The sequence below is a fragment of the Cryptosporangium aurantiacum genome, from assembly GCF_900143005.1.
GTDB lineage: Bacteria > Actinomycetota > Actinomycetes > Mycobacteriales > Cryptosporangiaceae > Cryptosporangium > Cryptosporangium aurantiacum.
In genome coordinates this window covers 25207-50328 of record NZ_FRCS01000006.1, presented here as the reverse complement: position 1 = coordinate 50328, position 25122 = coordinate 25207, and the positions used below count along the sequence as shown (strand labels likewise).

Below are 25122 nucleotides of genomic sequence, written 5' to 3'. Positions count from 1 at the left end.
GGCGGTCACCGGGCAGACTGGGGCCCGTGGCGCGACGGTGGGTGCGGGTGGGGCGCAGCGGGATCTACCTCCTGGGGTCGCTCGCCTCGGGGATCGCCACCGTGTTCGCGCTGCCGCTGCTGTGCGTTCCGTGGCTCGCCCGGCGGTGGGCGAACCGGCACCGCGACCGCGCGGGCCGCCTGCTCGAGACGCCGCTGGCGCCACGTCCTGCCCTGGGCGCGCCGGGACGCCGGGCGTCTGCCGATCCGGCCACCCCCCGCGACCTGCTGTGGCTGCCGGTGCACGCGCTGACCGGGATAGCGTTCGGACTGCCCGCGCTGCTCTGCGTGGGCAACGTCTTCCTCGCCACGGTCGCAACGCCGCTGTGGTGGGCGTTCGACTACGAGGATCGGCCACGGCTGTTCATCGACGTCCCGGTGACCGGCTGGGGGACCGCGCTGACGCTCGGTCCGCTGCAGATCCTGCTGCTCGCCGCGCTGGCGTACGTGGCCTTCCCACCGATCGCTCGCGCGCACGCCCGGATCTGCCTGGCGGTGCTGTCGTACTCGACCGCGGAGCAACTCGCCGACCGCGTCGAAGTGTTGACCCGCACCCGCGCGGACGTCCTCGACGCCCACGGCGCGGAGCTCCGCCGGATCGAACGTGACCTGCACGACGGCACCCAGGCCCGGCTGGTGGCCATCGCGATGCGGCTGGCCGTCGCCCGGCAGGCGTTGTCCGGCACTCCCCGGAACGAGGAGTTCCTGGAAGAACTTCTCCGGGACGCCCACGAAGGAGCCGAAGAGGCGATGACCGAGTTACGCGACGTGATCCGAACCGTCTATCCGCCGATCCTCGCGGACCGGGGCCTCACCGGCGCCCTGACCGCAGTGACCGCCCGGTGCGGTGTGCCGACGCGGCTGCACGTCGATGACCTGGAACGGGTACCGGCGGCGGTCGAGGCCGTCGTCTACTTCGCGGTCGCCGAGGCGCTGACGAACGTCGTCAAACACAGCGGGGCGACCGAGGCCGACGTCCGGGTCAGCCGCACCGGTGAGCGGCTGTCGGCCGTGATCACCGACAACGGCAGCGGCGGCGCGGACCCCCGGCAGGGCACCGGCCTCGCCGGGATCCGCCGCCGGGTACTCGCGCTGGACGGCACCCTCGGCGTCGACAGCCCGGCAGGCGGGCCGACGACACTTCGGATGGAGCTGCCGTGCGGGTGGTGATCGTCGAGGACAACGTGTTGTTGTCCACCGGCCTGGAGATGTTGCTCAAGCACGTGGGATTCGAGGTCGCCGCCCTCGCCGGTGACGCGGAGGGCTTCCTCACCGCCGTGCGGGACCACCGGCCCGACGTCACGATCGTCGACGTCCGGCTGCCGCCGTCCTTTCGCGACGAGGGCATCCGGGCCGCGCTGCAGGCCCGGCGCGAGCACCCCGGCCTGCCGGTGCTGGTGCTGTCGCAGTACGTCGAGCAGCAGTACGCCGCCGAACTGCTCTCCACCGCCGGCGGCGGCGTCGGCTACCTCCTGAAGGACCGCGTCAGCCGGGTGGACGAGTTCGTCGACGCGTTGCGCCGCGTCGCCGCGGGTGGCACCGCGATGGACCCCGAGGTCATCGCGCAGCTCGTCCAACGCGCAGGCGACCCGATCGCCGCGCTGACCCCGCGTGAACGTGAGGTGCTCGCGTTGATGGCGCAGGGGCACGACAACCAGACGATCGCCGGCCAGCTCGTGATCACCGACAACGCGGTGCACAAGCACATCGGCAACATCTTCGCCAAGCTCGGCCTCGCGGTGACCGACAGCGGTCACCGCCGGGTGCTCGCCGTGCTCGCCTACCTCAACGGCGCGGGCCCGCCCAACGCCCGCTGAGCCGGGATCAGTCCGGGATCCAGTTGCCGTGGAAGCCGGTGGGCACCCGGACCGGCAGGTGGACCGTGGCGAGCGTCTCCAAGGTCGCAGCGTCGAGGATCGTCAGGTCGGTCGTGTCGTCGGCCAGGTGGGAGACCAGGCCCATGAGGTAGCCGTGGCCCTCGGGAGAGTCCGGGGCGGCGGGCTCGAAGACGAACTCGCCGATCGCAGTCGCCGGGCCGAAGTCGCGGATCTGCGAGGTGGCCGCGACCAGGTCGTGTTTGACGAGCGTGTGGTTGACCGACGCGGCGCCGGGGGTGAGCCCGACCGTGTAGCCGTACCGGTGCCTGCGGCCGGTGAAGCGCTCGTCGATGCGCGGGAACTCCTGGTGCAGGTCGTCGAGGAGGGTCTGGGTGACGTCGCCGCCGCCGAGTTTCACCGTCCAGCGCTCGAGCGTGCTGATCGCGCCGTCGCGCTCGTCGTCGGCGTCGAAGGCCTTGGGGTGCCGGGCGAGATCCAGCACGATCGTGTCGTCGACCTCGTAGGCATTGAGCGGATGGAACACAAAACAGGGATCGATGTCGAACCACCGCACGTCGGCGTCGCCGCCGTCCCGGGGCATCACCCCCACGCGGGTCCGGTAGCCGGGTTTCCAGCTGTAGGGGATGCCGGAGTCGGTCGGCGTCGGGGCCGCCGCGGCGGTGATCGGGTCCGGGACCGTCACCCCGCCGATCGCGGCGCCGGCCACCAGCGTCGCCTGGTCGGACAGCGGGAGGGGAGTCGTGACCACCGGCGGGCCGAGGACCTTCTCCAGGTCGAACGTGACCGGTAGATCGTAGAAGACGACATAGTTCTCGGTGAGCGAGAAGTCGTGCATCATCGTGCTGCCGCCGACCGTGACGTCGACGGTGCGGCGCGCGCGACCATCCACTCCGATCACCGAGTACTGCACCTGGTTGCCGCGCGCGAACGAGTACGAGACCGCGTGGAGTTCGCCGGTGGCGGGGTCACGCTTGGGGTGCGCGGTGTAGCCGCCGCTGATCGTCCCGCCGAAGTCACAGGGTCCGACGGTGCCGAGCTCGTAGTCGAGCTCCATGTTGGCGATGCCGCCCTCGGTGAGCGCGAGCGTCTTGCCCGCGTGCCCGAGGACGTTGGTGTTGGGTCCGGTCAGGTCCATCCCGGCGTCACCGGACGACGGGCGCTCCGGCTCGCCGAGCTGGGCGGCCGCGGCGGGGCCCCGGACCCAGCGGTTGCGGTACCACTCGGCCCGGCCCTCGCGCAGCCGGATCCCGTGGATCATGCCGGTGCCGGTGAACCAGTGGTAGGTGGCCGGATCCACCTCTCCGATCGGGTTCGGCCCGTTGCGGAGGTACCGCCCGTCGAGGCTCTCCGGCAGAGCACCGGTGACCCGCAGGTCGGTGAGCGTGATTTCCCGGGCGACCGGAGCGTGCGCGCCCTGCAGATAGGGGTTGGCCATGATGCTTCCTTCGCTCGACGGAGTCAGGCGTGGAGCGGGTGCACTGCACCCTCCCATATGTACGACGCGACAGGTAAGAGTTGACACATCGTTCGAGCCCTATGCTCTGAGCATGTCGTTGCGGATGGCCCTCATCGGGATGCTGGCGGCCAACGGCCCCGCCTCGGGTTACGAACTCACCAAACTGTTCGACAGCTCGATCAATCGCGTGTGGCAGGCCAAGCACAGCCAGATCTATCCCGAGTTGGCCAAGCTGGTCGAGACCGGAGCGGCGGTCGTCGAGGACGCCGGAGACGGGCGGGGACGCAAGATCTACACGGTCACGCAGGCCGGGCGGGACGAGGTCGTGCGATGGCTGAGCGCCGACGCGAGCCCGCGGAGCGTCCGCAACGAGACGGCACTCCGCGCGTTCCTGATCCCGGTCCTCGACCCCCGGGAAGCGGCGTCGATCATGCGGGCCGAAGCCGCCCAGCACGCCGCGCTGCTCCGTGACCTGACCGCGCTCAAGGAGGCCATCGCGGCATCCCAGGGCTCGGAGAACCCGGCCTTCGGGGCCTACGCGCTGGACCTCGGGATCCGCAGCGCACGCTTGCTGCGGGACTGGGCCGGCGACACCGCGATCGACCTGGAGAAGCGGGCCTCCGCGACGAACTAGCGCCGCGCGGTCAGGCTTGGGTCACTACCTCGACGATCGATGTCGTCCAGTCGTGCGCCACCGGCGACTCGCGGCGCGCATCACGGTGCAGCGCGGTCAACGCGAGCCGCTCCAGCACACCGGACAGCCCGGGCAGTCCGCGGCTGCGGTCCGGCGCGGGCTCCCCGAGCCGCCCCAACCGGAACGCGGCGGACGAGAACTCCTGGTCCGAGACGAGGAGGAGGAGCCAGTCCCGGCCCTGCGCCGTGCGCGTGGCCGCTCGGCCCGGCGGGAGCGAGAACTGGACCCGCCTGCCGTCGACCGCCGTGCCCACCTGGCCCGGTCCGAGGTAGTCACCGGGGAACAGGTCGGGGTGGATCTGGTACCGGTCGGTGAGGTCGAGCAGCGCACAGTACAGACGCCGGTCGCTGCGATTCCGCAACCGGATGAAGACCACCGGCGGGTCCGGGGCGTACCGCAGCCGGATCACCCCGTCCGCGTCGGGGCGGAGCGCCGGGCCCTCCAGCGGAGCCGTCGCGACGCCCGGCGCGGCGGCGATCAGCTCCACGTCGACCGTGCCCGCGAGCGGAGAGCCCACGTTGACGAGCTTCTTGATCTGACGCCAGCGCGCGATGTGTTCCAGCTCGCGGAGCACCGTCGGAACCGGGTCCCCGGTGACCACCGGCGGGGCGAGCAGCTCACCGTCCTGACCCAGGATCCGCGGCGGATCGTCCCGCACGTGGAGCGTCCCACCCGGCGCGATCCGGACGTACGGCGAGGCCCCACCGCCCGGACCGCCGGTGCGGATCGCGGCGGCGAGCCGGTCGGTGAACTCCCGCGCGCCGTCCACCGTCACCTCCGCCGGGGGTGTGGGCATCCGGGTCAGCGCCATCGGGTACTGCCTGCCGCGGTCCGGCTGCCAGCCGACCGGCTCGACGTCGCTCGACACCACGCCGACGCGGGTCACCCTGGCCTCGTGAGCGGGGACGCCGACCACCCCGACCAGCAGCGGGTCGTCCGCCTCCGGTGGGGTCAGGCCATGGCAGGACCCCGCGTCGATCTCCCACCGGCCGCGGAGGTAACGCATCACGATCGCCGAGCGAGGGCTCCGCCCGGCGCCGCCCAGGAACATCCGGTCGGCGATCGGATGCTCGTGCGGGTACAGCAGCGGGTGCTGGTTCGGAACCAGGTCCTCGATCGCACAGCGCGCGGCAACCATCAGCTCGCGGTAGGTGGCGTCGGCTCCCTGCGCGTTGGCCGCGTTCAGCAGCGCGGTCGTGAACGCCCCGCGGAACTCGCCGTCGCGTCGGTACTCCGCTGCGGTCTGGTGGATCTGGCACGCGGTCAGTGCCACGTGGTTACCCCGCCGACGCTCTGCGACCTCGGCGCTTCCGTCGCGGGACGTCCCGGCCAGCACCTCGTCCAGCAGCGTCTCCGGGGCGGGTGGCTCGGTGGCGGGCGGCGCGAACCGCTCGGACACCGCCTCACCGCGGGTGGCCCCACCGGAGTGACAGCTGTCGAGGATCACGACGACGTGGACGCCGTTTCCCGCGATGCGGTCGAGAAGCGTCGCCAGCTCGTAGTCCTGCAGGTCGGGCACGCCGGGCAGCCGGCTGTCCGCGCAGACCAGCGTCTGGCTCGTTCCGCTGGGCTCCAGGTGGCGCAGCGCGGCCGGGACGGGGGCCAGCGAACCGTGCCCGCTGAACCAGAACACGGCGGTGTCCCCGGCACCCGCGGCGCCCAGGTGGGTCCGGATCCCGTCGACGACCGCGTCGCGGGTCGCCTCTCCGTCGCGGAGCGTCTCCACCCGCAGCGAGGACGTCGACCGCGCCAGGAACTCCTGCGCGGACGCGATGTCGTTCTTGCAGCCGTGGAGCGGACGCACGCGCGGCCCCTGGTAGGCGTCGATCCCGACCAGGAGCGCGTAGACGGTCGCGCTCATCGGCCGTAGTGGGTGAAGCCGGCCCAGCTCTCGACCTTCGCGGCGCCGGTCAGCGAGGTGGCGTCCGCCAATTCGTCGGGCATCGTGTCGGGGACCTTCCGATCGGGATCCAGCATCCAGAGCTGCGCGGCGCGCAGCGCCTCGGCCGGTCGCAGCCGCTCGTGGCGCAGGTAGTGATGGGTCATGAAGATCAGCAGCTTCGTCGCGTGGTCGGGCACCTTCCACAGCGAGCCGAAGACCGTGGAGGCCGCGCTCGCGAGAAACGCGGTCGCGAGGCTGAAGGCCTCGTCGTAGTCACCGGACGCGACCGCGGTGGTGCACGCGGCCAGCGTCACGACGTCGACCGGCGCCGGCTCGCGCAGCTCCAGGATGTCCTGGGCCGAGAGCCGGCGACCGGCGGCGAGGACGAGGTAGGAGCCCTGCCCGCCGCCCGCGCCGACCACACCGTGACAGGCGAGGTGGAGGCTGGACCGGCCCGGAGAGGGGCGTTTGAGCCAGTTCCGCAGCGCCTCCGGCGTGGCGACGTCCTGGCTGTCGATTCCGCCGAGCGTCCGGGCGTCCGGATAGAACACGTCCCGCACCGCGACGGCCTCGGCGCGGGCCTGCGCGAGATCGCCGGTCGGGTCGGCGACGACCAGTCCGCCCCGGTCCGGTTCGGGCACCGGACGCCAGGCGGCGTGACAGAGCAGCCGGGCCGAAGCCGCATAGGAGATCACCGCGCGCTCGACCGCGTAGCCGCCCTCCGGGCTGCGCGCCGCGTGCCAGGGCACGGTGGCCAGCGCGCCGACCGGTGCCAGCACCAGCCGGGCCGGGCCGCTGGTCCGCAGCGTGTCCAGCAGCGGTTCCATCGCGGCCGACCAGGCCCAGCGGCAGAGCTCGGTGAGACCGTCGGCAGCCGGTTCCCCCACCGGAACGGCGTCCCGGGTGAGCTGCTCCGGCGCGCGGGTGGCGGTGGTGTCCAGCCAGCCACCCGGCGGCGTCGTCAAACCGGGCAGCGCGACCTGGTAGGTGGCCTCGCCGCGGGGCACCACCAGGGCCACACCGGACCCGTACCGGTCGGCGGGCAGCAGGTAGACCAGCGCGTCCGCGCCGAGCGTGGCCAGCGCGGCCCTGGTCTCGGCCAGCTCCGGCGGTGTCAGCAGCCCGCCGGGCGCCTCGACGTCGTCCAGCGAGTCGACGCCCGCCAGCCGCGCCAGCACCCGGTAGCGCAGGCCCGAGCCGAAGTCGCTCTGCACACCGCCGGTCTTCTCCCATTCCAGCGCGAGGTCGTCGGCACCGAGCCTGCGGAGTCGCTGCGGCACACCGGTGTTCGTGGCGGCGGAGTGCAGGAGGAGCCCGCGGCCGGCGTCCAGCGTCAGCGCGGCGGTGTCCGTGTCGTCGGCGTCCAGGAAGGCCCTGGTGACCTCGACGGCGTCGTCGATCGCGCCGCGCTCGGCGGCGGTCGTCGCGTCGGACGTTCCGGCCTGCAGGAGCACGCTCCAGGCGTGGCCCTGCAACCCGCGCCGTCCCCAGCTCCGGGCCGCGGCCTCCTGCCCGGCCGCGCGGTAGGCCTTGAACAAGCCCAGGCAGATCGACGCCCAGCTCGGGTGGGTGGGCCGGGCGGCCGTCCGGGCGGCCCACTCGAGTTCGCCCGTCGCTTCGGTCAGCGCCGCGCGGTCGTGTGTGCGGGTGTACAGCGCGAGCAGCACGGCACCGAGGTGCGCCCGGTAGTCGACCAGGTGGGGGTTGTCCGCGGGCGCACCGGTGATCGACTCACGCATCCGCTCGATACCGCGGCGGAGGCCCGCCAGGTCACCGGCCCGCAGCGCCTGGTGGGCGAGGTTCATGCCCTGGGCGTGCAGCGCCAGCCGACGCTCGGAGTCGCGGAGCCCGCTCAGCTGGCTGACCGCCTCGAACGGGTCCGGGGCGTCCGCCGGGATCTTGAGCGTCGGGGGAGTGCCCAACCCGGTGTCCCCGCTGTGCCCGCCGGTCCGGTAGAAGTCCAGCATCCGGTCGGCCATGCCCATCAGCGCCCGGGAGTGCGCGATGGCCGGCGTGTCGTCCGGCACCTGGGCCATGAGCGGCTTGATCTGGTCGAGTAGCCGGGCCGCGGTGACGAAGTCGCCCCGCTGCGAGGCGGCCATCATCTGGCCCATCAGCGCGTTGATCCGCGTCCCGAGCCGGTGCAGGTCGTCGTCCTGGCCGCTGACGAAGTCCGGTGGCGGGGGCTGCGGCCCGGCGAACCGCCCCGCCACCTCCTCGGCGGGTCCGTACTCGCCGCGCTGCTCGGCGACCTTGACGACCAGGGCGATCCGCACGTTCTCGAGGATCCCCGCGAACTGGTTACCCGGCGGGAGCTTCTGCTGCATCCGGTCGAGCGCGCGCAGTGCCTCATCGGGCGGGCGCTGCGAGTCCTCGGTCAGCGCCGCGGCGGCCAGCAGCAGGGCCCGCAGCCCGGCCTCCGAACCGGCGCCGGTGGGGTCGGGGCCGGACGCGTCGAGGATCGCCTCGGCCTGCGCGACGTCCATCGGGGCGCCGCTCATCGCGCCTTCGACCTGGCGGTTGAGCGTCCACAGCGTGGCCGCGTAGTCGACGGTGCCGTGCCTGCTCACCTCGTGGAGATCGGCCAGGGCCCGGACCAGCGCGTGGGGTTCGCGGGTTCGCGAGTAGTCCAGCGAGTGGCAGATCGAGCGGGTGAGCAGCTCCTGCGCACCCAGGGTCCGGTCCGGTAGGGACAGGCCCTCGAGGAGTCCGGCGCGGCGTTCGTCGGACATCGCCGAGAGCCGTTCGATCAGCGCGATCGTCTCGGAGTTCGTCACGAGTTGCTCGCGGCCGTACCGGCCACCACCGTCATCAGGTAGATCACCCAGACGATCGTGGAAATGACACCGATCACGATGGCCGCCGTCGAACCCGTCGCCATCACCCGTCGGCCACGAACTCCGAAGTAGACCGCCGCCGGGCCGGCGAATATCCCGACGAAAGGCACGAAACAACCGCCCAGGGCCAACGCGAGGCCGATCGGGCCGCTGGCCCGGTCCAACGAATTGCGACGCTCGGCCAGCCGGCGCTGTTCGGCGATCTGGGCCTGCCGATGCGCTTCCGCCCGCTGCCGCGCGGTCAGGTCAGCGGCATACGGACGCAGCAGCGTGATCACCAGATCCTGTGCCGCCCGCAGGTGCGGCGGGACCTGTGCCTGGCAGAGTCCGCGGAACCAGGGCTGGTGTCTCGCCTCCGGGTCGGCGCCGGCCGCCGTGGCCTGCTGCCGCAGCGCCCCCTCCTGACCGGGGAACGAGGTCAGCAGCAACTGCGCCCTGGCCAGCCGGGCCGGCGGCGAATCCGAGGCGTAACCGGGGGCGACGGCGAGCTGCTGGTCGAAGTGATCGACCGACTGGTGCCAGCGCTCGTCCACCAGCGCGTAACCGTCACAACCGGGCAGCCCGTCGTACACGGCCAGCGCGCCGTCGTCGAACAGCATGCGGAAGAACGCGTTGATGTCTTCCTGGCCGGCCCGCTGAACCATCCCGGCCAGCCGGTCCGAGGTGACCTCGTACCCGGCGAACACGGCCGGTCCCTCCGGATCGAGCACCCGGATGACCTGCGCGACCAGCCGGTTCTCCCGGTTCGGCCGGTCGAGGGTGCGGGTGAGCGCGTCGAGCCCCAGCTTCTCGGCCCACTCGCGGAAGTTCAGGAACGCGGGTGCCCGATTGGCCTGGCCCTTGAGCAGCCGACGCGCGGCAGGCCAGTGCTCGCGGAAGGCCCGTCCCAACTCGACCGGGTCGGAGTAGAGCGCGTTGGCGAACGCGAACTGGGGACCCTGCCGGCCGGAGACGACCCGCGGCCGGGCGCCGCCGAGCCACTGCCGGACCTGCTCGGCTCCCCAGCGGTGCTCCGGCGACCGCGTGAGCAGCCCGCGGCACAACAGCTCCCAGGAGTCGTCGTGGATGTCGCTGACGTCGATGTCGTGGACGGTCAGCTCGCGGACGATCATCACGTCGCTCATCCAGGTGCGGTCCCGCCGCTGGAACGGGTGCTGGCCGGTGAGCAGCTCCACCAGCACCATGCCCAGCGACCACCAGTCCAGCGCGCGGGACGCCTCGCCGGTCGCCGCCTCCGGCGCGGCGTAGGCCGACGTGCGCGAGGTGGTCTGGCGCATCTCCCTGGTCTGCGCGACGACGGTGGCCAGGCCGAAGTCGGCGATCACCAGGTCGAGCGGGTCGAGGCTGCGGACCAGCAGGTTCTGCGGCTTGATGTCGCGGTGGACGAACTGCAGGGAGTGGGCGTACTCGAGGGCCGCCGCGGTCTGTTCCAGCACCACCCGCACCTGGGCGGGTGACCAGCGTCCCGGTGTGCGCTGCATGAGGTCGGCGAGTGACCCGTGCTCGGCGTACTCGAGCATCTCCCAGATGCCGTGCTCACCGGATCGCCACTCCAGGAGGCGGATGAGGTGCCGCGGGTCGGCGGCGCGGAGCCGGTCGAGCTTGGCCGCGTCGACCGGGGTGTCCAAGCGTCGGTAGAGCCGGATCACCACGTGCTCGCCGTTGTCGCGGCGCCGGGCCAGCACGATGTCGGCTTCGCCGCCCGCGTCGAGATCCCGTTCGGCGACGACGAGTTCGTCGAGGTCGGGCGGCAGGTTGACGCGGCGGAACGCGCCGGTGCCGGAACCGCCGGTGGCCGAGCCGTTTCCTGTTCGGGTGGACGGCGCCGCCAGCCCCAGATCCCGGGTGGAGCGTGGTGTGTCGGGCGCGTCGTCGAGGGTCGTGCGCGGGGTCTCAGGCGCGGCGTCGCGGGTCGTGCGCGGTGTCTCGGGTACGGCGTCGCGGGTTGTGCGCGGTGCGTGGGGCGCGGCGTCGCGGGTGGTCCTGGGCGCGCTCGGCCCGGCGTCCCGCGTCGTGCGCGGTGTGGCCGAACCGGCGTCGAGGGTGGTGCGTGGCGCCGCCGGGCCCGCGTCGCGGGTGGTCCGGGGCGCTCCGTTGTTCGCCGTCGGCCGGTCGTCGTCAGCGGCCATGGTGGCCCTCCTCCTGGGCGACCGTGGCCAGCACGATCGAAACGTTGTCGGGAGCACCGGCGCGGAGCACTTCGGCCAGCAGTGCACGGACCGCGCCGGTGGGGTCCGTGGTCGCGCCGAGCACCTTTTCGATGGCGTCGGCCGTGAGGCAGTCGGTCAGCCCGTCGCTGCAGATCAGGAACCGATCGCCGGGCTCTACCCGCTGGTTGTGCACGTGAGCCCGGACCGATCCGGGTGCCGCTCCGCCGCCGAGGGTCTGGGTGACGACGGTCGGACTCCAGTCCGGCGACGCGCCCGCCGGTGGCGGTGGCGAGTCGTCCTGCGAGAGCTGCACGAGGACGCCGTCGTCGTACTGGTAGCACCGGCTGTCCCCGACGTTGACGCAGAGCACCCGGCCGTCGTGGAACACCAGCCCGGCGATCGTGGTGCCCATCTCCTTCCACGCCCGGGCCCAGCCGGCCTCCTCGTGGATCGCGGCGTCGGCGGCCTGCACCGCGCGTTGCACCGCCGCTTCGTCGACGCCGGCCACCCAGGCGTCGCCGAGCAGCCGGGCGGCCAGCAGACTGGCCCGGCCCCCCTCGGCGTGTCCGCCCAACCCGTCGGCGACCACGCAGGGCTGCGGCCGCGGCGAGCTGAGCACGACCCGGACCGGTTCGCCCTCCAGCGCATTGGACAGATATGGGCCCACGAGGATGGTGTCCTCGTTGTTCGTCCGGACCCGGCCGCGGTGCGTCACGGCAACGACATCCACAGTGGTCATCGCGTCGATCCCAGGTCGATGGTCGCCTGCAGGTCGCGGGCGAACTGGAGGTTGTCGCCGTGCCGCAGCACCCGGGGCTCGCGCGGGACGATCCGCTCCCCGTTGACGAACGTCCCGTTCGCCGAGCCCAGATCGACGACGACCGGCATGCCCGCGGAGATCATCAGCTCGGCGTGGCGCCGGGAGACGTTGCCGTAGTCGGCCAGCCGGATCGCGAGCGGTGAGTCCTCCCGGCCGATCCGCAGCGCGCCGCCGCCCGCGGAGAGCTCCTCGACACCCCACGGGAAGAGCAGCTTGGCGCCGCCCGCGGCCCGCGCCGAGGCCCCGCACGCGCCGCACCCGGAGGCAGGCACCGACCCGCCGTTGACGCAGTCCGGGTCCGCACAGGGACCGGCGCTCGCCGGAGCGGGGGCGTTTCCGGCCACCGGCTCCGGCCGGGGCACGGGGCTGATGAAGCAGGTCTCGCAGACCTCACCGGGCTGCATCGACCGTTGGCACTGGGGACACATCAGCTCCGCCACGACGCCTCCCGGTGGGCCAGCCCGCGCTCAGCGAGCGCGGCTTCGAAGCGTTCGAGCTGCCCCGGCGCCGGAATGCCGACGTAGTAGACGGTGCTGCCGTCGTTGATCAGCTGCATCCGGGTGCGGCCGGGCTCGGCGTCGATATCGGCCTCGTAGCGGGCGCGGCCGAGCGGGCTCAGCGGGAGCAGTTCCTGGTTCGCCGAACCGCGCCAGCGGCGCCCGGGAGCCGCCGCGGCCACGAACGGGCCGGTGATGACCGCGTCGAGCCGGGCGAGCACCTCCGGCCAGCGACGCCGGACCACGGCGGTGCTGCGGCCGGTGTAGCAGAGCAGGTCGATCTGTTCGGGTCGCTCGGACCGCCATGCGTCCAGCCTCTCGAGCAGCGCCGCCAGCGCCTCGGGCTGGTCGAACGGTTCACCGCCGCTGATCGTGACGCCGTCCACCGCACCGGCCGGCAGGTCCCGCAGCCAGCGCTCGACGTCGCTGAGCTCGACATCCACACCGGCGTCGGGAGCCCAGGTGTCCTGCGCGATGCAGCCGTGGCAGCCGATCGAGCAGCCCTGGAACCACAGTCCGAGTCGACGTCCGGGACCCAGCACGGTGATCGGGTAGTGGGCACGGCTCAGGCGCACTGTCATCCCAGCACCACCCGCCAGGTGCCGCGGCTCAGCTCCAGGTCGGCGATCGCGAGCACGGTGCCGGCCGCGGGCGGCTGCTCGAACAGGATGCGTGAGACCGGGTTGACCAGCGCGCTCTCGATCAGCGAGCCGATGCCGCGGCCACCGAAACCCAGCTGTTTGCGCGCCTCGTCCAGCAGCCGCTCCCGCACTGCGGGGTGCAGCCGCAGCTCCAGATGGTGCTCGTGCCGGAGCCGGTCCTTGACGTGCTGGAGCAGCAGGTCGAGGATCTCGGCCGCCACCCGGTCGTCGATGAAGTTGAAGACGACGATGTTGTCGCCGAGCCGGTTCAGCAGTTCCGGCCGGCCGAGCACGTTGGAGAAGTGGTGTTCGACCTCGCCGCGCACCCGCCGCTCCAGCTCGGTGCGGGGTAACGCGGTGCCGCTGGCCTGGGCGGCGTACTCCTCGGCGCTGATGCCGAGGTTCGAGGTGAAGACCAGGATCGTCTCCGAGAAGTAGACGGTCGAACCGGTCGCCTCGGTCAGGCGGCCGTCGTCGAGGATCTGCAGGAACTTGTCCAGGATCCGCGGGTGCGCCTTCTCCACCTCGTCGAACAGCAACAGGCTGAACGGACGCTGCCGGACCGCGTTGGTCAGCTCGCCGCCCGCGTCGTGGCCGACGTAACCGGGCGGCGCGCCGATGAGACGGTCGGCGGCGTGCTCGGCGGAGAACTCGCTCATGTCGAAGCGGGTGTAGGCGGTCTCGTCGCCGAAGACCAGCCGGGTGATCTCCTTGGCCAGCTCGGTCTTGCCCACCCCGGTGGGCCCGGCGAAGAACAGGACGCCACGCGGGCGCGCGCCGCCGCCGGTGTGCGCGCCGGAGAGCCCGAGCACGGCGCGCACGAGGATGTCGACCGAGTGCCGGATCGCCTCGTCCTGGCCGCGGACCCGCTCGGCGATGATCTCCGGGGCCCCGTTGAGCCGGTTGCGGAGCACCTCCTGGCGCCACGGGTTGTCGTGGACGCCGACCCGGTAGCAGCGCACCGCCTCGTCGATCTCGTTCGGGCCGGTACCGAGGCGGCGCGCCAGCCGGGTGATCGCCACCATGCTGCGCATCGTCATGCCCTGGGTCTGGTCCGCCAGCTGTGCGGCGGCCTGCCTGCGGCGGTCGTCGCCCGCCTCGGCGTCGACGAGCTGGCGGCTGAGCCACTCGGCCGCGGACTGCCGTGCGGCCAGGTCGGGCAGCGGGACCGCGACCGTGCGGATGTCCTCGTTCCCGGCCGTCAGCCACGTCGGCAGGTCGCGTTCGTGGCTGATCGCCCAGATGATCGGGTTGAACAGCGGCGCGGAATGCCCGGCAAGGATGCGCGGGTGGGTCTCGTGCGAGAGCCGGTCGCACCGCGCGAAGAAGTCGTACTCGGCGGTCTCCAGGCGGGCGACGTCGGGCACCAGGTGCGAGGCGTAGTTGACCAGCACGGCGCAGCGGATCGACGCCGCCGTCGCGCGCTCGAGGACGCCGGCCAGCTCGCCGAGCTCGGGGCGGCGTCCGAACGCCGCCTTGGTGCCGTGGAGCGCTTCGTTGGCCAGCCGCGTGTTCTCCGGGGTCTCCGGATACACCGACAGGCCGCTCACCGCGTCGGCGACGATGAGGAACTCGAACCCGGCCGGGCGCAGTGCCCGGCGGAGCGCCTCCGGCAGCGTGCACAGCTCCCAGCCGGACGCCTGGCCCGGCAGCAGGAACCGGTCGTGGATGTTGCCGTAGAGGACGAGTTGCGCGTTGATCGAGAGCGACGTGCTGACCTCGCGCAGCCAGGCGGGCATGCTCCGCCCGCCGACGGGCGAGCGCGTCTCCGGCCCGGTGGACCCGGCCAGCGCGGGGCCGGCCGGTGCCGGGCCGGTCACGGCGTTTCCGGTCACCGTGGGCATGGTCATGGGCGCTCCGTCCGTCGCTGCTCGATCTGCGGGGCGTCCGCGCGCCGGGACCGCGACGGGCGGGCCTCGGCCGACGGCTCGGCGCGTTCGAACGGGAACCGGGAGGCGTCGACGCGTTGCAGCTCGGTCGCCCCCTCCTCGGCCCTGGCCGTGATGCTCAGCCCGACCTGCCGCCGGGCGAGTTCCTCGACGACGGTGTCGAACGTGGAGCACCACTCGTGCTCCACCGCGGACGCCTCGGTGTTCCCGTCCTTCGGCCCGACCAGGTTGAAGTGCACGGTGCGCTGGTCGTCCGCGTCCGGACGCAGCCGCACCCGCACCGCGACGTCGTCCCAGCCCGGACGGCGAATGTGGGCCATGCGCTCCTGGGCGAGCAGGAGGTCGAAGTCCTCCTCGACGAAGCAGCCCGCGGCCTCCAGCGACTCCCGCAACGCGCGCGTCGCGTAGTCCTGCAACGCCGCGGCGATCGCGGCTTCGACCACCCGGTCCACGGCCGCCTCCAGGGCCGGCCAGTCCGGATCCGGATCGTCCTCCGCGCCGACCAGCGCGCGGCGCACTGCGTCGGCCGCTTCACCCGGGCAGCCGACCAGCCGCTCGGCCAGCTCGCGAAGCCGACGACGCCGCTCGGCCACACCCCGGTTCGCGGTGTCCACCAGGTACCGGAGGTCCTCCACCAGCCTGCCCGCGGCGGACTTCGACGCAGCCAGCGCGTCAGTGGCGTACCCCCGGATCCGTTCGATCAAGACCGCGCCGACGCTCGGGTCGATCCGCCCGAGTATCCGCTCCACGCTCTGCACGAGCTCCGGCGCCGGACCGCGCGGTGCACGCGGCAGGCCGGCGACGTGCGCGGCGGTGGCGGCCAGCGCCGACGTCAGCTCGGCGGTCGTCGCCGCCGCGAACTCGGACTGGAAACGACAGAGCCCGTCGTCCAGCGCTGCCCGGAGGCGCGCTTCCAGCACCGCCGCTTCCTGCGGATCCATTCGAGCCTTGACCGGCGGCACCTCCGGCAAGGCCGTGATCGAGTCGCCGTACCGGCCGCGCGCCGCCGCCACCCGCTCGGCCAGCGCCCGATAGCGCTGCGCCGCGGCGTTCACCTGCGCGGCCGCGGCCTCCCGGGCCAGCTGCCGCTCGACGTACGCGTCGGCGGCCAGGCGAATGCCCGCCACCGCCGCACTCCCGACCGCGAACCCTCCGACGAGGACCGCGGCGGCGGGCAGAAAAATCACACCACCCACTGCACCACTCAACAGAAATACCTTCCCCCCGCGATATCGGCGCGATCAATTCCGCGCGCCCGCACCGCATCACCGGCCACATTAGGCGGACATATTCGAATGGAGAACCGGCGCTTTGGCAACTCTTCGGGGGGCATTCTCGGGGACCGCGCAATTTTGCCCCCGGACGGTCATGGCGTGCATGTCCTTCTCGCCATGGCGTGCTCGGCCGACCGTGGGGCAGGCGACTCGATCCGCTGATCAGCCGCTCCTCCGAACGGAGGGTGGGGTCCGCACGATTACTATTAACGTCGATCTGATCAATTCTGAAACACGCGCGGCGGCAATTTCAGGAGGCCGCGCGTGCCGCGCCGGGATCGGTAGACCGGTGGATTCAGCACCGGGCGAACGCACGGCCGAACCGCAAGATCCGCAGTGGTCGCGGCTCGATGATGGGCATGGGGTTGCTGATCCTGCATACGGTGGGGCGTCGGAGCGGGCAGTCGTGGGAGACGCCGGTGGCGCCGTTACCTCGATCCGTCGGCGGGTGCGGGAGCGGTGAGGCTGAGCCGGTCATGCGACCCATGACGGGACGACCCGGCCCAGGCGGGCTGGGTCGGTCACCGCGTGGATCGCGGTGACGACCCCGTCCGTGACCGCGAACGCCATCACCGAGATCGGCCGCCCGCCGACGGTGACGAGAATGCCCGGGACGCCGTCCACGAGCGCCGCGTGCACCCGGGCATCCGGGTTCGCGAACGTCGTCGCGCGCGCGGCGATCTCGCGGGCGCCACGGGTGACGAGCGTCCCGGCCGGACCCTGCGCGTGCAGAACCGCGTCGGGCGCGAGCACGGTGAGCAGCCCGGCAACGTCGCCCCGGCCGGCGGCGGCGAGGAACGCGTCGACGACGTTCCGGGCCGCGGCGTGAGTGTCGGCCGCGGGCACCCCCAGCCGCAGCCGCCCGCGGGCCCGGCTGGCGAGCATCTTGGCGGCCGCGGAGGAGCGGCCGAGGATCGCCGCGATCGCGTCGAACGGCACGTCGAAGACGTCGTGGAGCACGAACGACACACGTTCGGCCGGGGTGAGGGCTTCCATGACGACGTACAGCGCGAGGCCGACGGACTCGGCGAGCAGCGCGTCCTCCTCGGGGCTCGCGACCTCGCCGTGCGGCAGCGCGCCGACCTCGAGTTCGAGCGGCTGCTCGCCGCGCACCCCGCGCCTGCGCAACGCGTCCAGGCAGATTCTGCTGGTCACCGTCGTGAGCCAGCCGCGCAGATCCTCGATGCCCCCGCTGCCGGTCCGCGCCAGCCGCAGCCACGCCTCCTGGACGGCGTCGTCCGCGTCGGCGTGCACACCGAGCATGCGGTACGCGATCGCGTGCAGGTAGGCGCGCTGAGCCTCGAACTGCGCGGCGAGTTCATCCACTTCGATCACGGTGCTCCTCGGCGTGGGGCGGTGTCAGCACTACGACGCGCGGCGCGCCGAGAAGGTAACGCGTTACCTCTCGCCGGCTCCGGACGTCGTAGTGCCGTTCACCGAGTTTCTTGGAGGAGAAATGACCGCACGGATCCAGGACGCCGCGACCCAGCCCGACATCACCGCGGGTGTCCGGCAGCTGTTCAAGCAGGTGTACGCCGGCGGCGCGCCGCACCAGACGCTGGAGCTGGTGCACCTGCGCGCGAGCCAGATCAACGGCTGCAGCGCGTGTGTCGACGCCGGCGCCACCAGCGCGGCCAAGGCCGGGGTCAGCACCGAGAAGCTGCTCGCGCTGGCCGCCTGGTACGAGAACCCGCTCTTCGACGACGCCGAGCGGGCCGCGCTGGCGCTCGCGGAGGCCGCGACCCGGCTGGCCGACCGGCCGGGCGCGGTCACCGACGAGATCTGGGCGGAGGCCACGAAACACTACGACGAGCGGCAGATCGGTGCGCTGGTGTTGATGATCGCGATCACCAACTTCTTCAACCGCATCAACACCACGTTCCGGGTGCCGGCGGGAACCAGCTGGGACTGACCGTTCAGGTTTCGCACAGCCGGCGCGGTGTGATCCCGGTCATGCTGGTGGTTCGGCCGCACATCTGAGACCGCGGGAGGTTCCGTGAGCCGTCTACGTTTCGGTGTCTTCCTGGCACCCTTCCACAAGCCCGGTCAGAACCCGACGCTGGCTCTCCGGCGCGACCTGGAGCTGATCGAACACCTCGACGCGCTCGACTACGACGAGGTGTGGATCGGTGAGCACCACTCGGCGGGGTCGGAGATCATCGCGTCGCCGGAGATCTTCATCGCGGCGGCTGCCGAGCGCACCAGGCGGATCAAGCTGGGCACCGGCGTCACCTCGATCGCCTACCACAACCCGCTCTGGGTGGCCGACCGGATGGTGATGCTCGACCACCTCACCCGCGGCCGGGCGATGCTCGGCTGCGGGCCGGGGTCGCTGCCGACGGACTCCTCGATGATCGGGCTCGACCCGACCGAGACCCGGGAGCTGCTCGGGGAGAACCTCGACATCATCATGCGGTTGCTGCGCGGTGAGTCGGTGACCCGCCGGACCAAGACCCACAACCTGGTGGACGCTCAACTGCAGCTGCGCCCCTACACCGATCCGTGCTTCGACGTCGCCGTCGCCGCGGTGGCCTCGCCGACCGGCCCGCGGATGGCCGGTCAGCACGGCATCGGGCTGCTGTCGATCGGTGCGACGCTGACGCCGGACGGGTTCGACGCGCTGGCACATCACTGGAACGTGGTCGAGGAACGGGCCGCCCACTTCGGACAGCCGACACCGGACCGCGCCGGGTGGCGGCTCGTCGGGCTCATGCACATCGCGGAGACCAGGGAACAGGCGTACCACGAGGTCGAGTACGGCATCGAGCACTGGTTCACTTACTTCCAGAAGGTGGCCGCGTTCCCGCAGATGGACGTCGGGGGCAGCGCCGACGTGAGGGGGATGATCGACTTCATCAACGAGGCGGGGATCGGCGCGATCGGCACCGTGGAGGACGCCAAGGCGCAGGTGCAGAAGCTCGTCGACCAGTCCGGCGGCTTCGGCGCGTTCCTGCTGCTCGGACACGAGTGGGCCAACCCGCAGGCCACCAAGCGGTCGTTCGAACTGATCGCCCAGCGGGTGTTCCCCGAGTTCCAGGGGCAGGCGCAGAGCACGCTCGCGGCGAAGGACCGCGCGACCGGCAGCCGCGAGGCACTGGCGCGGACCCAGCTCGCCGCGGTGGAGCACATGATCAAGAAGTACGAACAGGAGAAGACGACGAACGCCTGACCCACCGGCCCTCCCTCCGGCGCGCGATGAGCGATGCGGAGGGAGGGTCAACCGCGCTCTACACGAGGATCCGCACCTACCGGATGTGAGCCAGGTGCTGGAAGAACGCATGGACGTCCGCGGCGAGCAGCTCCGGCACCTCCATCGCGGCGAAGTGGCCGCCGCGCTCGAACTCCGACCAGTGCCGGATGTCGTACAGCCGCTCGGCCAGCGGTCGCACCGACTGGGTGATGTCGTGGGTTAGCACCGCCACACCCACCGGCACCTCGCACGCCACGGCCGCCCCGCGCGGAGCGTCGTGGTGCAGCCGCGAGGAGGACGCCGCGGTCGCGGTCAGCCAGTACAGCGAGATGTCGGTGAGCATCCGCTCGTCGCTGACCGGCGAGCGGGGGTCCGTCCACTGCGCGAAGCGCTCGGCGATCCAGGCCAGCTGGCCGACCGGCGAGTCGGTCAGCGCGTAGCCGATCGTCTGCGGGGTGGCGGCCAGCAGGGCCTGGTACGGCGGGCGGTTCGCCATCAGGTACCGGATCTTGTCCAGCCGCGCCTCGTCGGTCGCCGACAGTTCGAGGTCAGCGTTCGGGTCCGGCCGGGTCGGCATGTAGTTGACGTGCACGCCGACGACGTGGTCGGGCGCCACCGCGCCGAGCGCCAGCGAGATACCGGCGCCGAAGTCGCCGCCCTGCGCCCCGTAGCGCTGGTAGCCGAGACGGTGCATCAGCTCGGCCCAGGCCCGTGCGATCCGGGTGATGTCCCAGCCGCGTTCGTGGGTCGGCCCGGAGAAGCCGTAACCCGGGATCGACGGGATCACCAGGTGGTGGTCCTGCGACAGCGGCTCGATCAGGTCCAGGAACTCTAGGAACGAACCGGGCCAGCCGTGGGTGAGGATCAGCGCGAGCGCGTCCGGTTTCGGCGAGCGGACGTGGACGAAGTGGATGGTCTGGCCGTCGATCTCGGTCGTGAAGTGGGGGAGGTCGTTGAGCTCGGCCTCGTGTTTGCGCCAGTCGTAACCGGTGCGCCAGTACTCGGCCAGCTCCTGGAGCCGGGCCAGCGGGAACCCGTAGTCCCACCCGGCGTCGGCGACCTCGTTGGGCCAGCGGGTGCGGGCGAGCCGGTCGGTGAGGTCGTCGAGGTCGGCTTGCGGAATCGCGATGCGGAACGGCGTGATCATCGTCAGAGCTCCTGTCCAAACGTTAGGCCATCTAACGTTCGCGCTCCGAACGATAGCGAGTGATCGTTAGTCCGGCAAACGATTCGCTAGACATCGAGCACGATGCGGGAACCGCGCACCCGCGACACGCACGGGTAGATGACGTCGTGACGCCGCGTTCGCCGGGCTGCAGATCGCCCGCGACATGCACGACGTGGTGACCCACCGGGTCTCGCTGATGGTGCTGCAGGCCACCGCCCTCGAAGTGTCCGAGGGGCGGGACGCGGTCACGATCGGACAGCAGATCGGAGCGACCGGCCGCGCGGCGCTCGCCGAACTCCGCTCGCTGGTGGAGATCCTGCGCTACGACGACGACGCCCCGCTCGCCCCGCAGCCGGGGCTCGCCGACCTGGACACGCTCATCGCGGAGTTCCGGCGGAGCGGCGTCGCCGTCACGCTCGAACAGACGGAACCGGCAGAGCAGCACCCGTCGCTGCTCGTCGAGCACACCGCGTACCGATTCGTCCGGGAGGCGCTGACCAACGTGCACAAACACGCACCGGGAGCACCGACCCGGGTCCGCGTCGAGCAGGCGTCACACCTGCTGCGCCTGTCGGTCCGCAACGGTCGGGGACGGCCATCGACCTCGCCCGGACGCTCCGGCCCGACGTCGTCCTGATGGACATCCGGATGCCCCGGGGCGACGGGCTGACCGCGACCGAACAGCTGGCGCGGCTCGACCCGAGGCCGCACGTCATCGTGCTCACGACGTTCGACCTGGACGAGTACGTGCAGGCAGCGCTGCGTTCCGGCGCCGTCGGGTTCCTGCTGAAGGACGCGTCGGCAGGCGACATGCTCGCCGCGGTGCGCAGCGCGGCGCGGGGCGACGCGATGATCTCGCCGCGCGTCACCCGCCGGTTGCTCCGGAAGTTCGCCGAGCCGGCACCGGATCGGCACAGCGACGCCGCCCGGCGGCTCACCGTCCTGACCGGCAAGGAGCGCGAGGTCCTGGTCGCCGTCGGGGGCGGGCTGTCGAACACCGAGATCGCCGCCACCCTCTACATGAGCGAGGCGACCGCGAAGACCCACGTCAGCCGGATCCTGGCGAAGCTGAGCCTGAACAACCGGGTGCAGGCCGCGATCCTCGCGCACCAGGCCGGCCTGCTCGAATGAAGTGGTGCACACTTCGTGGGTTCCGAAGTGTGCACCACGACGGGTGGTCAGGGGCAGGTGGTGGCGGCCGGACGGCCGGCGAGGCGGTCGGTGAGCCAGTTCACCGCGGGACCCTGGTCGCTCAGCAGGGGGCCGAAGTGGTTGAGCAGCGGGCTCGGCGACTTCGTGTTGCTGATCGGCGCGTAGACGACGTTACCGCCGCGCCCGCACCAGTCGGCCGCCATCGTGCGGGCCTGGGGGTGCGGCACGAGGTTGTCGCTGACGCCGGTGGCCACGCGGACGACACCGGTCGGCTTCGTGGTTCCGATGCGCTGGCTCTCGATGAACGCCCGGGCGGTGGGCTCGGACTGGAGGATCGCCGCGATCGACTGCCCGGTCGTCGTCCAGCCGGAGGTCTTCTTGTTCGCGTAGGCGAAGATCGCGTCGCCGACGCACATCGTCGACAGGTCCTTCAGCGCGGTCCGGCCGGCGTCGGAGAGGTACCGATTGAGCAGCGTCTGCAGGGCGGGCTCGGACTGGACGAACCCGTTGACCGCCCAGCCGATCGCGCCCGCGAGCTCGGTGCCGTCGATCGCCGCGGTGACCGCCGCGAGGTCGGCGGGCGGCGCGCCGGCGTAGGTCGCCTTGAGCGGGACGTCGGGGGCGTAGGACGACTGGAGCTCGGCCGCCGACGCCACCGCGCCACCGCCCTGGCTGTAGCCGTAGAACCCGACGTCAGCGGTGGTCCCGGTGAGGTTCCGCGCGGCCCTCGCGGCGTCCAGCACGGCGTGGCCCTCGTCGACCCGGTCGACGTAGGTGTGCAGCCGGTCCGGCGTACCGAGCCCGATGTAGTCGGTCTGGACGACCGCGATCCCCTTCGACAGCAGGCGGTAGATCGCGAGCACCTCGTAGCCGACCGAAACCGTGCTCCGGCCGCCGCCGATGCCGAGGATCAGGCCCCGCTGCAGCGCGAGCGAGGTGCTGCACTGGTCGCCCTGGCCCATCGTGCCGGGGGCCAGCACCACCAGCGGACGCGAGCCCGGGCCCTTCCACGCCGCGGTCGGTGCGAGATACGCCCCGGTGACCGCGACCGGCTGCCCGTCGGAGTCCGTGGACCGGTACATGATCCGGGTCGCGCGTCCGGGCAGCGGGCCGGTGATGCCGGGCAGGGACAGCGCCAGCGGTAGCGGCTCGGTGCGGATCAGCGCGCCGTTGGTGGCGGGCAGCGTGGCCGGCGGGGTGTAGAACGCCGGGATCGTGACGCCGCGCGAGGTGTGGTCGGCGGCCTGTGCGGCGTCGGTCGGTGAGGGGAGGAAACCCGCGCTCGCCACCGTGGTGGCGAGCGCGGCGGCGAGGAGCCGGGCGCGTAGGGACATGTGTGGCGGCCTCCGTTGTGCGGTGAACACAGCCCGCCAACGACGCGGTGCGCCGTTGCGGGCTGGTTACCGGACAGTAACCAGAGGAAGGCCCTGGTGTCCCGGGATTTCACCAACGACTGTTGGTTACTTCGGGGCCGGTGGGTCATGGTGGATTCGTGCTCGCCCAGTACCGGGCCGCGGCCCGGCGGGCCGTCCGCCGTCGGAGAGCGGCCCGTTCGTAGCGGTTAGGGTCGTGGCATGACCGGCCTGACGATGGTGGCGTTTATCCGAGTTCCGCGCGAGCAGGCCCCGAACCTGAAGCGGTACGAGGATCTCGTGCTGGGGCTGCTGCCCGACCACGGTGCGCTGGTCGAACGGCGGATGCTGTCGGCGGACGGCAGCACGGAGGCCCACCTTCTCAGCTTCCCGTCCCGCGAGTCGATCGATGCTTTCGATGCCGACCCGCGCCGGGCCGCGGCACGGGAAGGCATCGACGCGTCCGGGGTGCAGGCGCTGCGGTTCCTGGTCGAACCCGAGGACGGCCCGCAGGGCATCGTGCTCTGGCGCCTGGTCACCGAGGGCTGGTTCGGCATTCTGCTCGAGCGCGGGCAGGACCTCGCTCAGATCGATCTGCTCCTGCTCGCGGACGTGCTGTTCGACACCGACGAGTTCGTCGCCGCGGCGGCGAAGCTGGCGCGGGACACACTCGGCCGCACCGACGAACTGACCCAGCCGGAGATCACGTTCTATCCGGGCGCCGAGTGGGTGCTGCGGTTCGCCGAGGGTGGCGCGGATCCCGACGGCGTGCTCGTGGTCTTCCACGGCCGGGACGCGGTGCGCCTGGAAGACCTCGACGCCGGAGACGTCGTCGAGTAGCCGCGTACGGCGGCAACATTCTACAAACGCTTGACGTACAGCAGAGATCGCGTCGACTATTGACGCCTCGCTACGGGGCCACGGGATTGCTGCCCGGCGGCCATTCCGCTCGTTGCCACAGGTCTGTCCGCCGGCTCCGTCACCGGCCCTGCGACCGGTAACCCCGTCCACGCTGTCCGCGTTCGATGAGGAGCGTCCATGACTCGTTCGATGATGTCCCGGAGGCGAGTGCTCGGCCTCCTCGGCGCGACCGCCACGCTGCCCGCCCTGGCCGCGTGCGGGAACAGCCTCGACGAGGATTCCGGCGAACAGAGCGGTGAGGTCAAGATCGGCCTGGTCGTCCCGCAGTCCGGCGTGTACGCCGCGCTGGGGACCGACCTCAGACAGGGCTGGGACCTGTGGCTGAAGGAGAACGGCGGCAAGCTCGGCTCGTACTCGGTGAAGACCGTGACGAGCGACGAGGGTGAGACGCCGCAGACGGGTGTCCCGGCCGTGCAGCGGGTTCTGCAGTCCGAACAGGTCGACATCGTCGTGGGGCTGGTGAACTCGGCGACCGCACTCGGCGCGGCCCCGCTGATGGCCGAGGCGAAGAAGACGCTGGTCGTGATCAACGCCGGTGCCGCGGACATCACCGGCAAGGCGCGGTCGCCGTACGTGTGGCGCACGTCGTTCCAGAACGCCCAGGTCGCCGCCCCCGCAGGCACCTACCTCGGCAAGCAGGCGATTCCCGGCGGCGTCTTCCTGATCGCGTCGGACTACGCGGCGGGCACCGAAGCCCGGTCCGGTTTCCGCACGGCCTACGAGGCGGCGGGCGGAAAGATCGTCGGCGAGGCGAAACCGCCGTTCGGGACCACCCAGGACTATCAACCGTTCCTCGCCCAGATCCAGCGGGCGAAGGCCGGGGCCGTCTACGCGTTCTTCGCCGGCGCGGAGGCGGTGCGGTTCGTCCAGCAGTACGCCCAGTTCGGACTCAAGGCCACCACACCGCTCTACGGTTCCGGGTTCCTCACCGAGGGCGGTGTGCTCAAGGGTCAGGGCGACGCCGCGGTCGGCGTCCGGACGTCGTTGTTCTACACCGACCAGCTGGACAACCCGGCGAACACGAAGTTCGTTGACGCCTACCAGAAGGCCTACAAGGCCGCTCCCACCTGCTACTCGGTGTCCGCGTGGGACGCCGCGGCCGTCCTGGACCGGGCGCTCGGGAAGGCCGACGGGCTGGACGGCGACCGGGTGTCCGAGGCGCTGGGTGACGTCGGCACGATCAGCGACAGCCCGCGCGGCGCCTGGTCGTTCGACGGGCAGAGCCCGAGGCAGGAGTTCTACCTGCGCACGGTGCAGCCGGTGGACGGCCAGCTGCGCAACGTCGTGTCGGCGAGCCTCGGACAACAGAGCCAGGTGTGACCG

General features: G+C 71.9%; 20 protein-coding genes and 1 pseudogene. 9 read left to right on the top strand and 12 right to left on the bottom strand.

Annotated features, from left to right (window positions below):
• The first annotated feature begins 26 nt into the window (after positions 1-26).
• Positions 27-1208, top strand: a complete 1182-nt coding sequence (locus tag BUB75_RS20760; protein ID WP_143175328.1) for a sensor histidine kinase — start codon at positions 27-29, stop codon at positions 1206-1208.
• Positions 1196-1855 (top strand): response regulator, encoded by a 660-nt coding sequence (locus tag BUB75_RS20755; protein ID WP_073259273.1) that lies wholly within the window; start codon positions 1196-1198, stop codon positions 1853-1855. The genes BUB75_RS20760 and BUB75_RS20755 overlap by 13 nt, the downstream gene beginning before the upstream one ends.
• A 7-nt stretch (positions 1856-1862) precedes the next feature.
• Here the strand turns inward: BUB75_RS20755 and BUB75_RS20750 are convergent, their stop codons facing one another.
• A complete protein-coding gene (locus BUB75_RS20750; protein WP_073259272.1) occupies positions 1863-3311 on the bottom strand; it encodes a carotenoid oxygenase family protein in 1449 nt (482 codons plus the stop codon).
• Positions 3312-3423: 112 nt separating this feature from the next.
• Between BUB75_RS20750 and BUB75_RS20745 the strand changes: the two genes are divergently transcribed.
• A complete protein-coding gene (locus BUB75_RS20745) occupies positions 3424-3966 on the top strand; it encodes a PadR family transcriptional regulator (RefSeq protein WP_073259270.1) in 543 nt (180 codons plus the stop codon).
• Positions 3967-3976: 10 nt separating this feature from the next.
• Here the strand turns inward: BUB75_RS20745 and BUB75_RS20740 are convergent, their stop codons facing one another.
• The 9 genes from BUB75_RS20740 to BUB75_RS20695 all read right to left on the bottom strand — a co-directional run bounded on the left by BUB75_RS20740 (position 3977) and on the right by BUB75_RS20695 (position 17351).
• The gene (locus BUB75_RS20740; RefSeq protein ID WP_073259268.1) at positions 3977-5887 is read right to left on the bottom strand and encodes a caspase family protein; all 1911 of its coding nucleotides are present in this window, start codon (positions 5885-5887) and stop codon (positions 3977-3979) included.
• Positions 5884-8685 carry a CHAT domain-containing protein gene (locus BUB75_RS20735; RefSeq protein WP_073259266.1) on the bottom strand — a complete coding sequence of 934 codons (2802 nt, stop codon included), beginning with the start codon at positions 8683-8685 and terminating at the stop codon, positions 5884-5886. The genes BUB75_RS20740 and BUB75_RS20735 overlap by 4 nt, the downstream gene beginning before the upstream one ends.
• Positions 8682-10874, bottom strand: a complete 2193-nt coding sequence (locus BUB75_RS20730; RefSeq protein WP_073259264.1) for a protein kinase domain-containing protein — start codon at positions 10872-10874, stop codon at positions 8682-8684. The genes BUB75_RS20735 and BUB75_RS20730 overlap by 4 nt, the downstream gene beginning before the upstream one ends.
• Positions 10864-11634, bottom strand: coding sequence for a PP2C family protein-serine/threonine phosphatase (locus tag BUB75_RS20725; RefSeq protein ID WP_084741541.1), 771 nt, complete (start codon positions 11632-11634; stop codon positions 10864-10866). Before BUB75_RS20725 ends, BUB75_RS20730 begins: the two co-directional genes overlap by 11 nt.
• Entirely contained in the window at positions 11631-12119 is a 489-nt protein-coding gene (locus BUB75_RS20720) for an FHA domain-containing protein (protein WP_073259260.1), read from the bottom strand. Before BUB75_RS20720 ends, BUB75_RS20725 begins: the two co-directional genes overlap by 4 nt.
• A 23-nt stretch (positions 12120-12142) precedes the next feature.
• Complete coding sequence (locus BUB75_RS20715) at positions 12143-12793, bottom strand: 4Fe-4S single cluster domain-containing protein (RefSeq protein WP_073259259.1); 651 nt, start codon at positions 12791-12793, stop codon at positions 12143-12145.
• On the bottom strand, positions 12790-14703 hold the full coding sequence (locus BUB75_RS20710) for an AAA family ATPase (RefSeq protein ID WP_143175327.1): 1914 nt from the start codon (positions 14701-14703) through the stop codon (positions 12790-12792). The genes BUB75_RS20715 and BUB75_RS20710 overlap by 4 nt, the downstream gene beginning before the upstream one ends.
• Complete coding sequence (locus tag BUB75_RS20705; RefSeq protein WP_143175326.1) at positions 14700-15929, bottom strand: hypothetical protein; 1230 nt, start codon at positions 15927-15929, stop codon at positions 14700-14702. Before BUB75_RS20705 ends, BUB75_RS20710 begins: the two co-directional genes overlap by 4 nt.
• A 561-nt stretch (positions 15930-16490) precedes the next feature.
• On the bottom strand, positions 16491-17351 hold the full coding sequence (locus BUB75_RS20695; RefSeq protein ID WP_073259257.1) for a sigma-70 family RNA polymerase sigma factor: 861 nt from the start codon (positions 17349-17351) through the stop codon (positions 16491-16493).
• Between the two features lie 121 nt (positions 17352-17472).
• Here BUB75_RS20695 and BUB75_RS20690 point away from each other — a divergent pair, with 121 nt between their 5' ends.
• Positions 17473-17928, top strand: coding sequence for a carboxymuconolactone decarboxylase family protein (locus BUB75_RS20690; RefSeq protein WP_073259255.1), 456 nt, complete (start codon positions 17473-17475; stop codon positions 17926-17928).
• Between the two features lie 84 nt (positions 17929-18012).
• Positions 18013-19185 carry an LLM class flavin-dependent oxidoreductase gene (locus tag BUB75_RS20685; RefSeq protein ID WP_073259253.1) on the top strand — a complete coding sequence of 391 codons (1173 nt, stop codon included), beginning with the start codon at positions 18013-18015 and terminating at the stop codon, positions 19183-19185.
• Positions 19186-19261: 76 nt separating this feature from the next.
• On the opposite strand, the gene BUB75_RS20680 is transcribed toward BUB75_RS20685, so the two are convergent.
• The gene (locus tag BUB75_RS20680; RefSeq protein WP_073259251.1) at positions 19262-20353 is read right to left on the bottom strand and encodes an epoxide hydrolase family protein; all 1092 of its coding nucleotides are present in this window, start codon (positions 20351-20353) and stop codon (positions 19262-19264) included.
• A 184-nt stretch (positions 20354-20537) separates the two neighbouring features.
• Here BUB75_RS20680 and BUB75_RS48870 point away from each other — a divergent pair.
• Both BUB75_RS48870 and BUB75_RS20670 read left to right on the top strand, forming a co-directional pair.
• A pseudogene (locus BUB75_RS48870) lies at positions 20538-20639 on the top strand (hypothetical protein); the annotation flags it as partial.
• A 212-nt stretch (positions 20640-20851) separates the two neighbouring features.
• Positions 20852-21505, top strand: a complete 654-nt coding sequence (locus BUB75_RS20670; RefSeq protein WP_084741537.1) for a response regulator — start codon at positions 20852-20854, stop codon at positions 21503-21505.
• 47 nt (positions 21506-21552) lie between these two features.
• Here the strand turns inward: BUB75_RS20670 and BUB75_RS20665 are convergent, their stop codons facing one another.
• Positions 21553-22860: a lipase family protein gene (locus BUB75_RS20665; protein WP_073259249.1), complete on the bottom strand. Its 1308-nt coding sequence runs from the start codon at positions 22858-22860 to the stop codon at positions 21553-21555.
• Between the two features lie 240 nt (positions 22861-23100).
• Between BUB75_RS20665 and BUB75_RS46380 the strand changes: the two genes are divergently transcribed.
• Together BUB75_RS46380 and BUB75_RS20655 are read left to right on the top strand one after the other, a co-directional pair.
• Positions 23101-23718 carry a hypothetical protein gene (locus BUB75_RS46380; RefSeq protein WP_073259247.1) on the top strand — a complete coding sequence of 206 codons (618 nt, stop codon included), beginning with the start codon at positions 23101-23103 and terminating at the stop codon, positions 23716-23718.
• Between the two features lie 198 nt (positions 23719-23916).
• Positions 23917-25119, top strand: a complete 1203-nt coding sequence (locus BUB75_RS20655) for an ABC transporter substrate-binding protein (protein WP_073259246.1) — start codon at positions 23917-23919, stop codon at positions 25117-25119.
• The last annotated feature ends 3 nt before the right edge of the window (positions 25120-25122 follow it).

Coding starts and splice junctions, on each gene's coding strand:
- BUB75_RS20680 (WP_073259251.1), bottom strand. CDS start 20,353: ATGATCACGCCGTTCCGCATCGCGATTCCGCAAGCCGACCTCGACGAC.
- BUB75_RS20715 (WP_073259259.1), bottom strand. CDS start 12,793: ATGACAGTGCGCCTGAGCCGTGCCCACTACCCGATCACCGTGCTGGGT.
- BUB75_RS20725 (WP_084741541.1), bottom strand. CDS start 11,634: ATGACCACTGTGGATGTCGTTGCCGTGACGCACCGCGGCCGGGTCCGG.
- BUB75_RS20730 (WP_073259264.1), bottom strand. CDS start 10,874: ATGGCCGCTGACGACGACCGGCCGACGGCGAACAACGGAGCGCCCCGG.
- BUB75_RS20710 (WP_143175327.1), bottom strand. CDS start 14,703: ATGACCATGCCCACGGTGACCGGAAACGCCGTGACCGGCCCGGCACCG.
- BUB75_RS20690 (WP_073259255.1), top strand. CDS start 17,473: ATGACCGCACGGATCCAGGACGCCGCGACCCAGCCCGACATCACCGCG.
- BUB75_RS20720 (WP_073259260.1), bottom strand. CDS start 12,119: ATGCAGCCCGGTGAGGTCTGCGAGACCTGCTTCATCAGCCCCGTGCCC.
- BUB75_RS20655 (WP_073259246.1), top strand. CDS start 23,917: ATGACTCGTTCGATGATGTCCCGGAGGCGAGTGCTCGGCCTCCTCGGC.
- BUB75_RS20740 (WP_073259268.1), bottom strand. CDS start 5,887: ATGAGCGCGACCGTCTACGCGCTCCTGGTCGGGATCGACGCCTACCAG.
- BUB75_RS20745 (WP_073259270.1), top strand. CDS start 3,424: ATGTCGTTGCGGATGGCCCTCATCGGGATGCTGGCGGCCAACGGCCCC.
- BUB75_RS46380 (WP_073259247.1), top strand. CDS start 23,101: ATGACCGGCCTGACGATGGTGGCGTTTATCCGAGTTCCGCGCGAGCAG.
- BUB75_RS20665 (WP_073259249.1), bottom strand. CDS start 22,860: ATGTCCCTACGCGCCCGGCTCCTCGCCGCCGCGCTCGCCACCACGGTG.
- BUB75_RS20750 (WP_073259272.1), bottom strand. CDS start 3,311: ATGGCCAACCCCTATCTGCAGGGCGCGCACGCTCCGGTCGCCCGGGAA.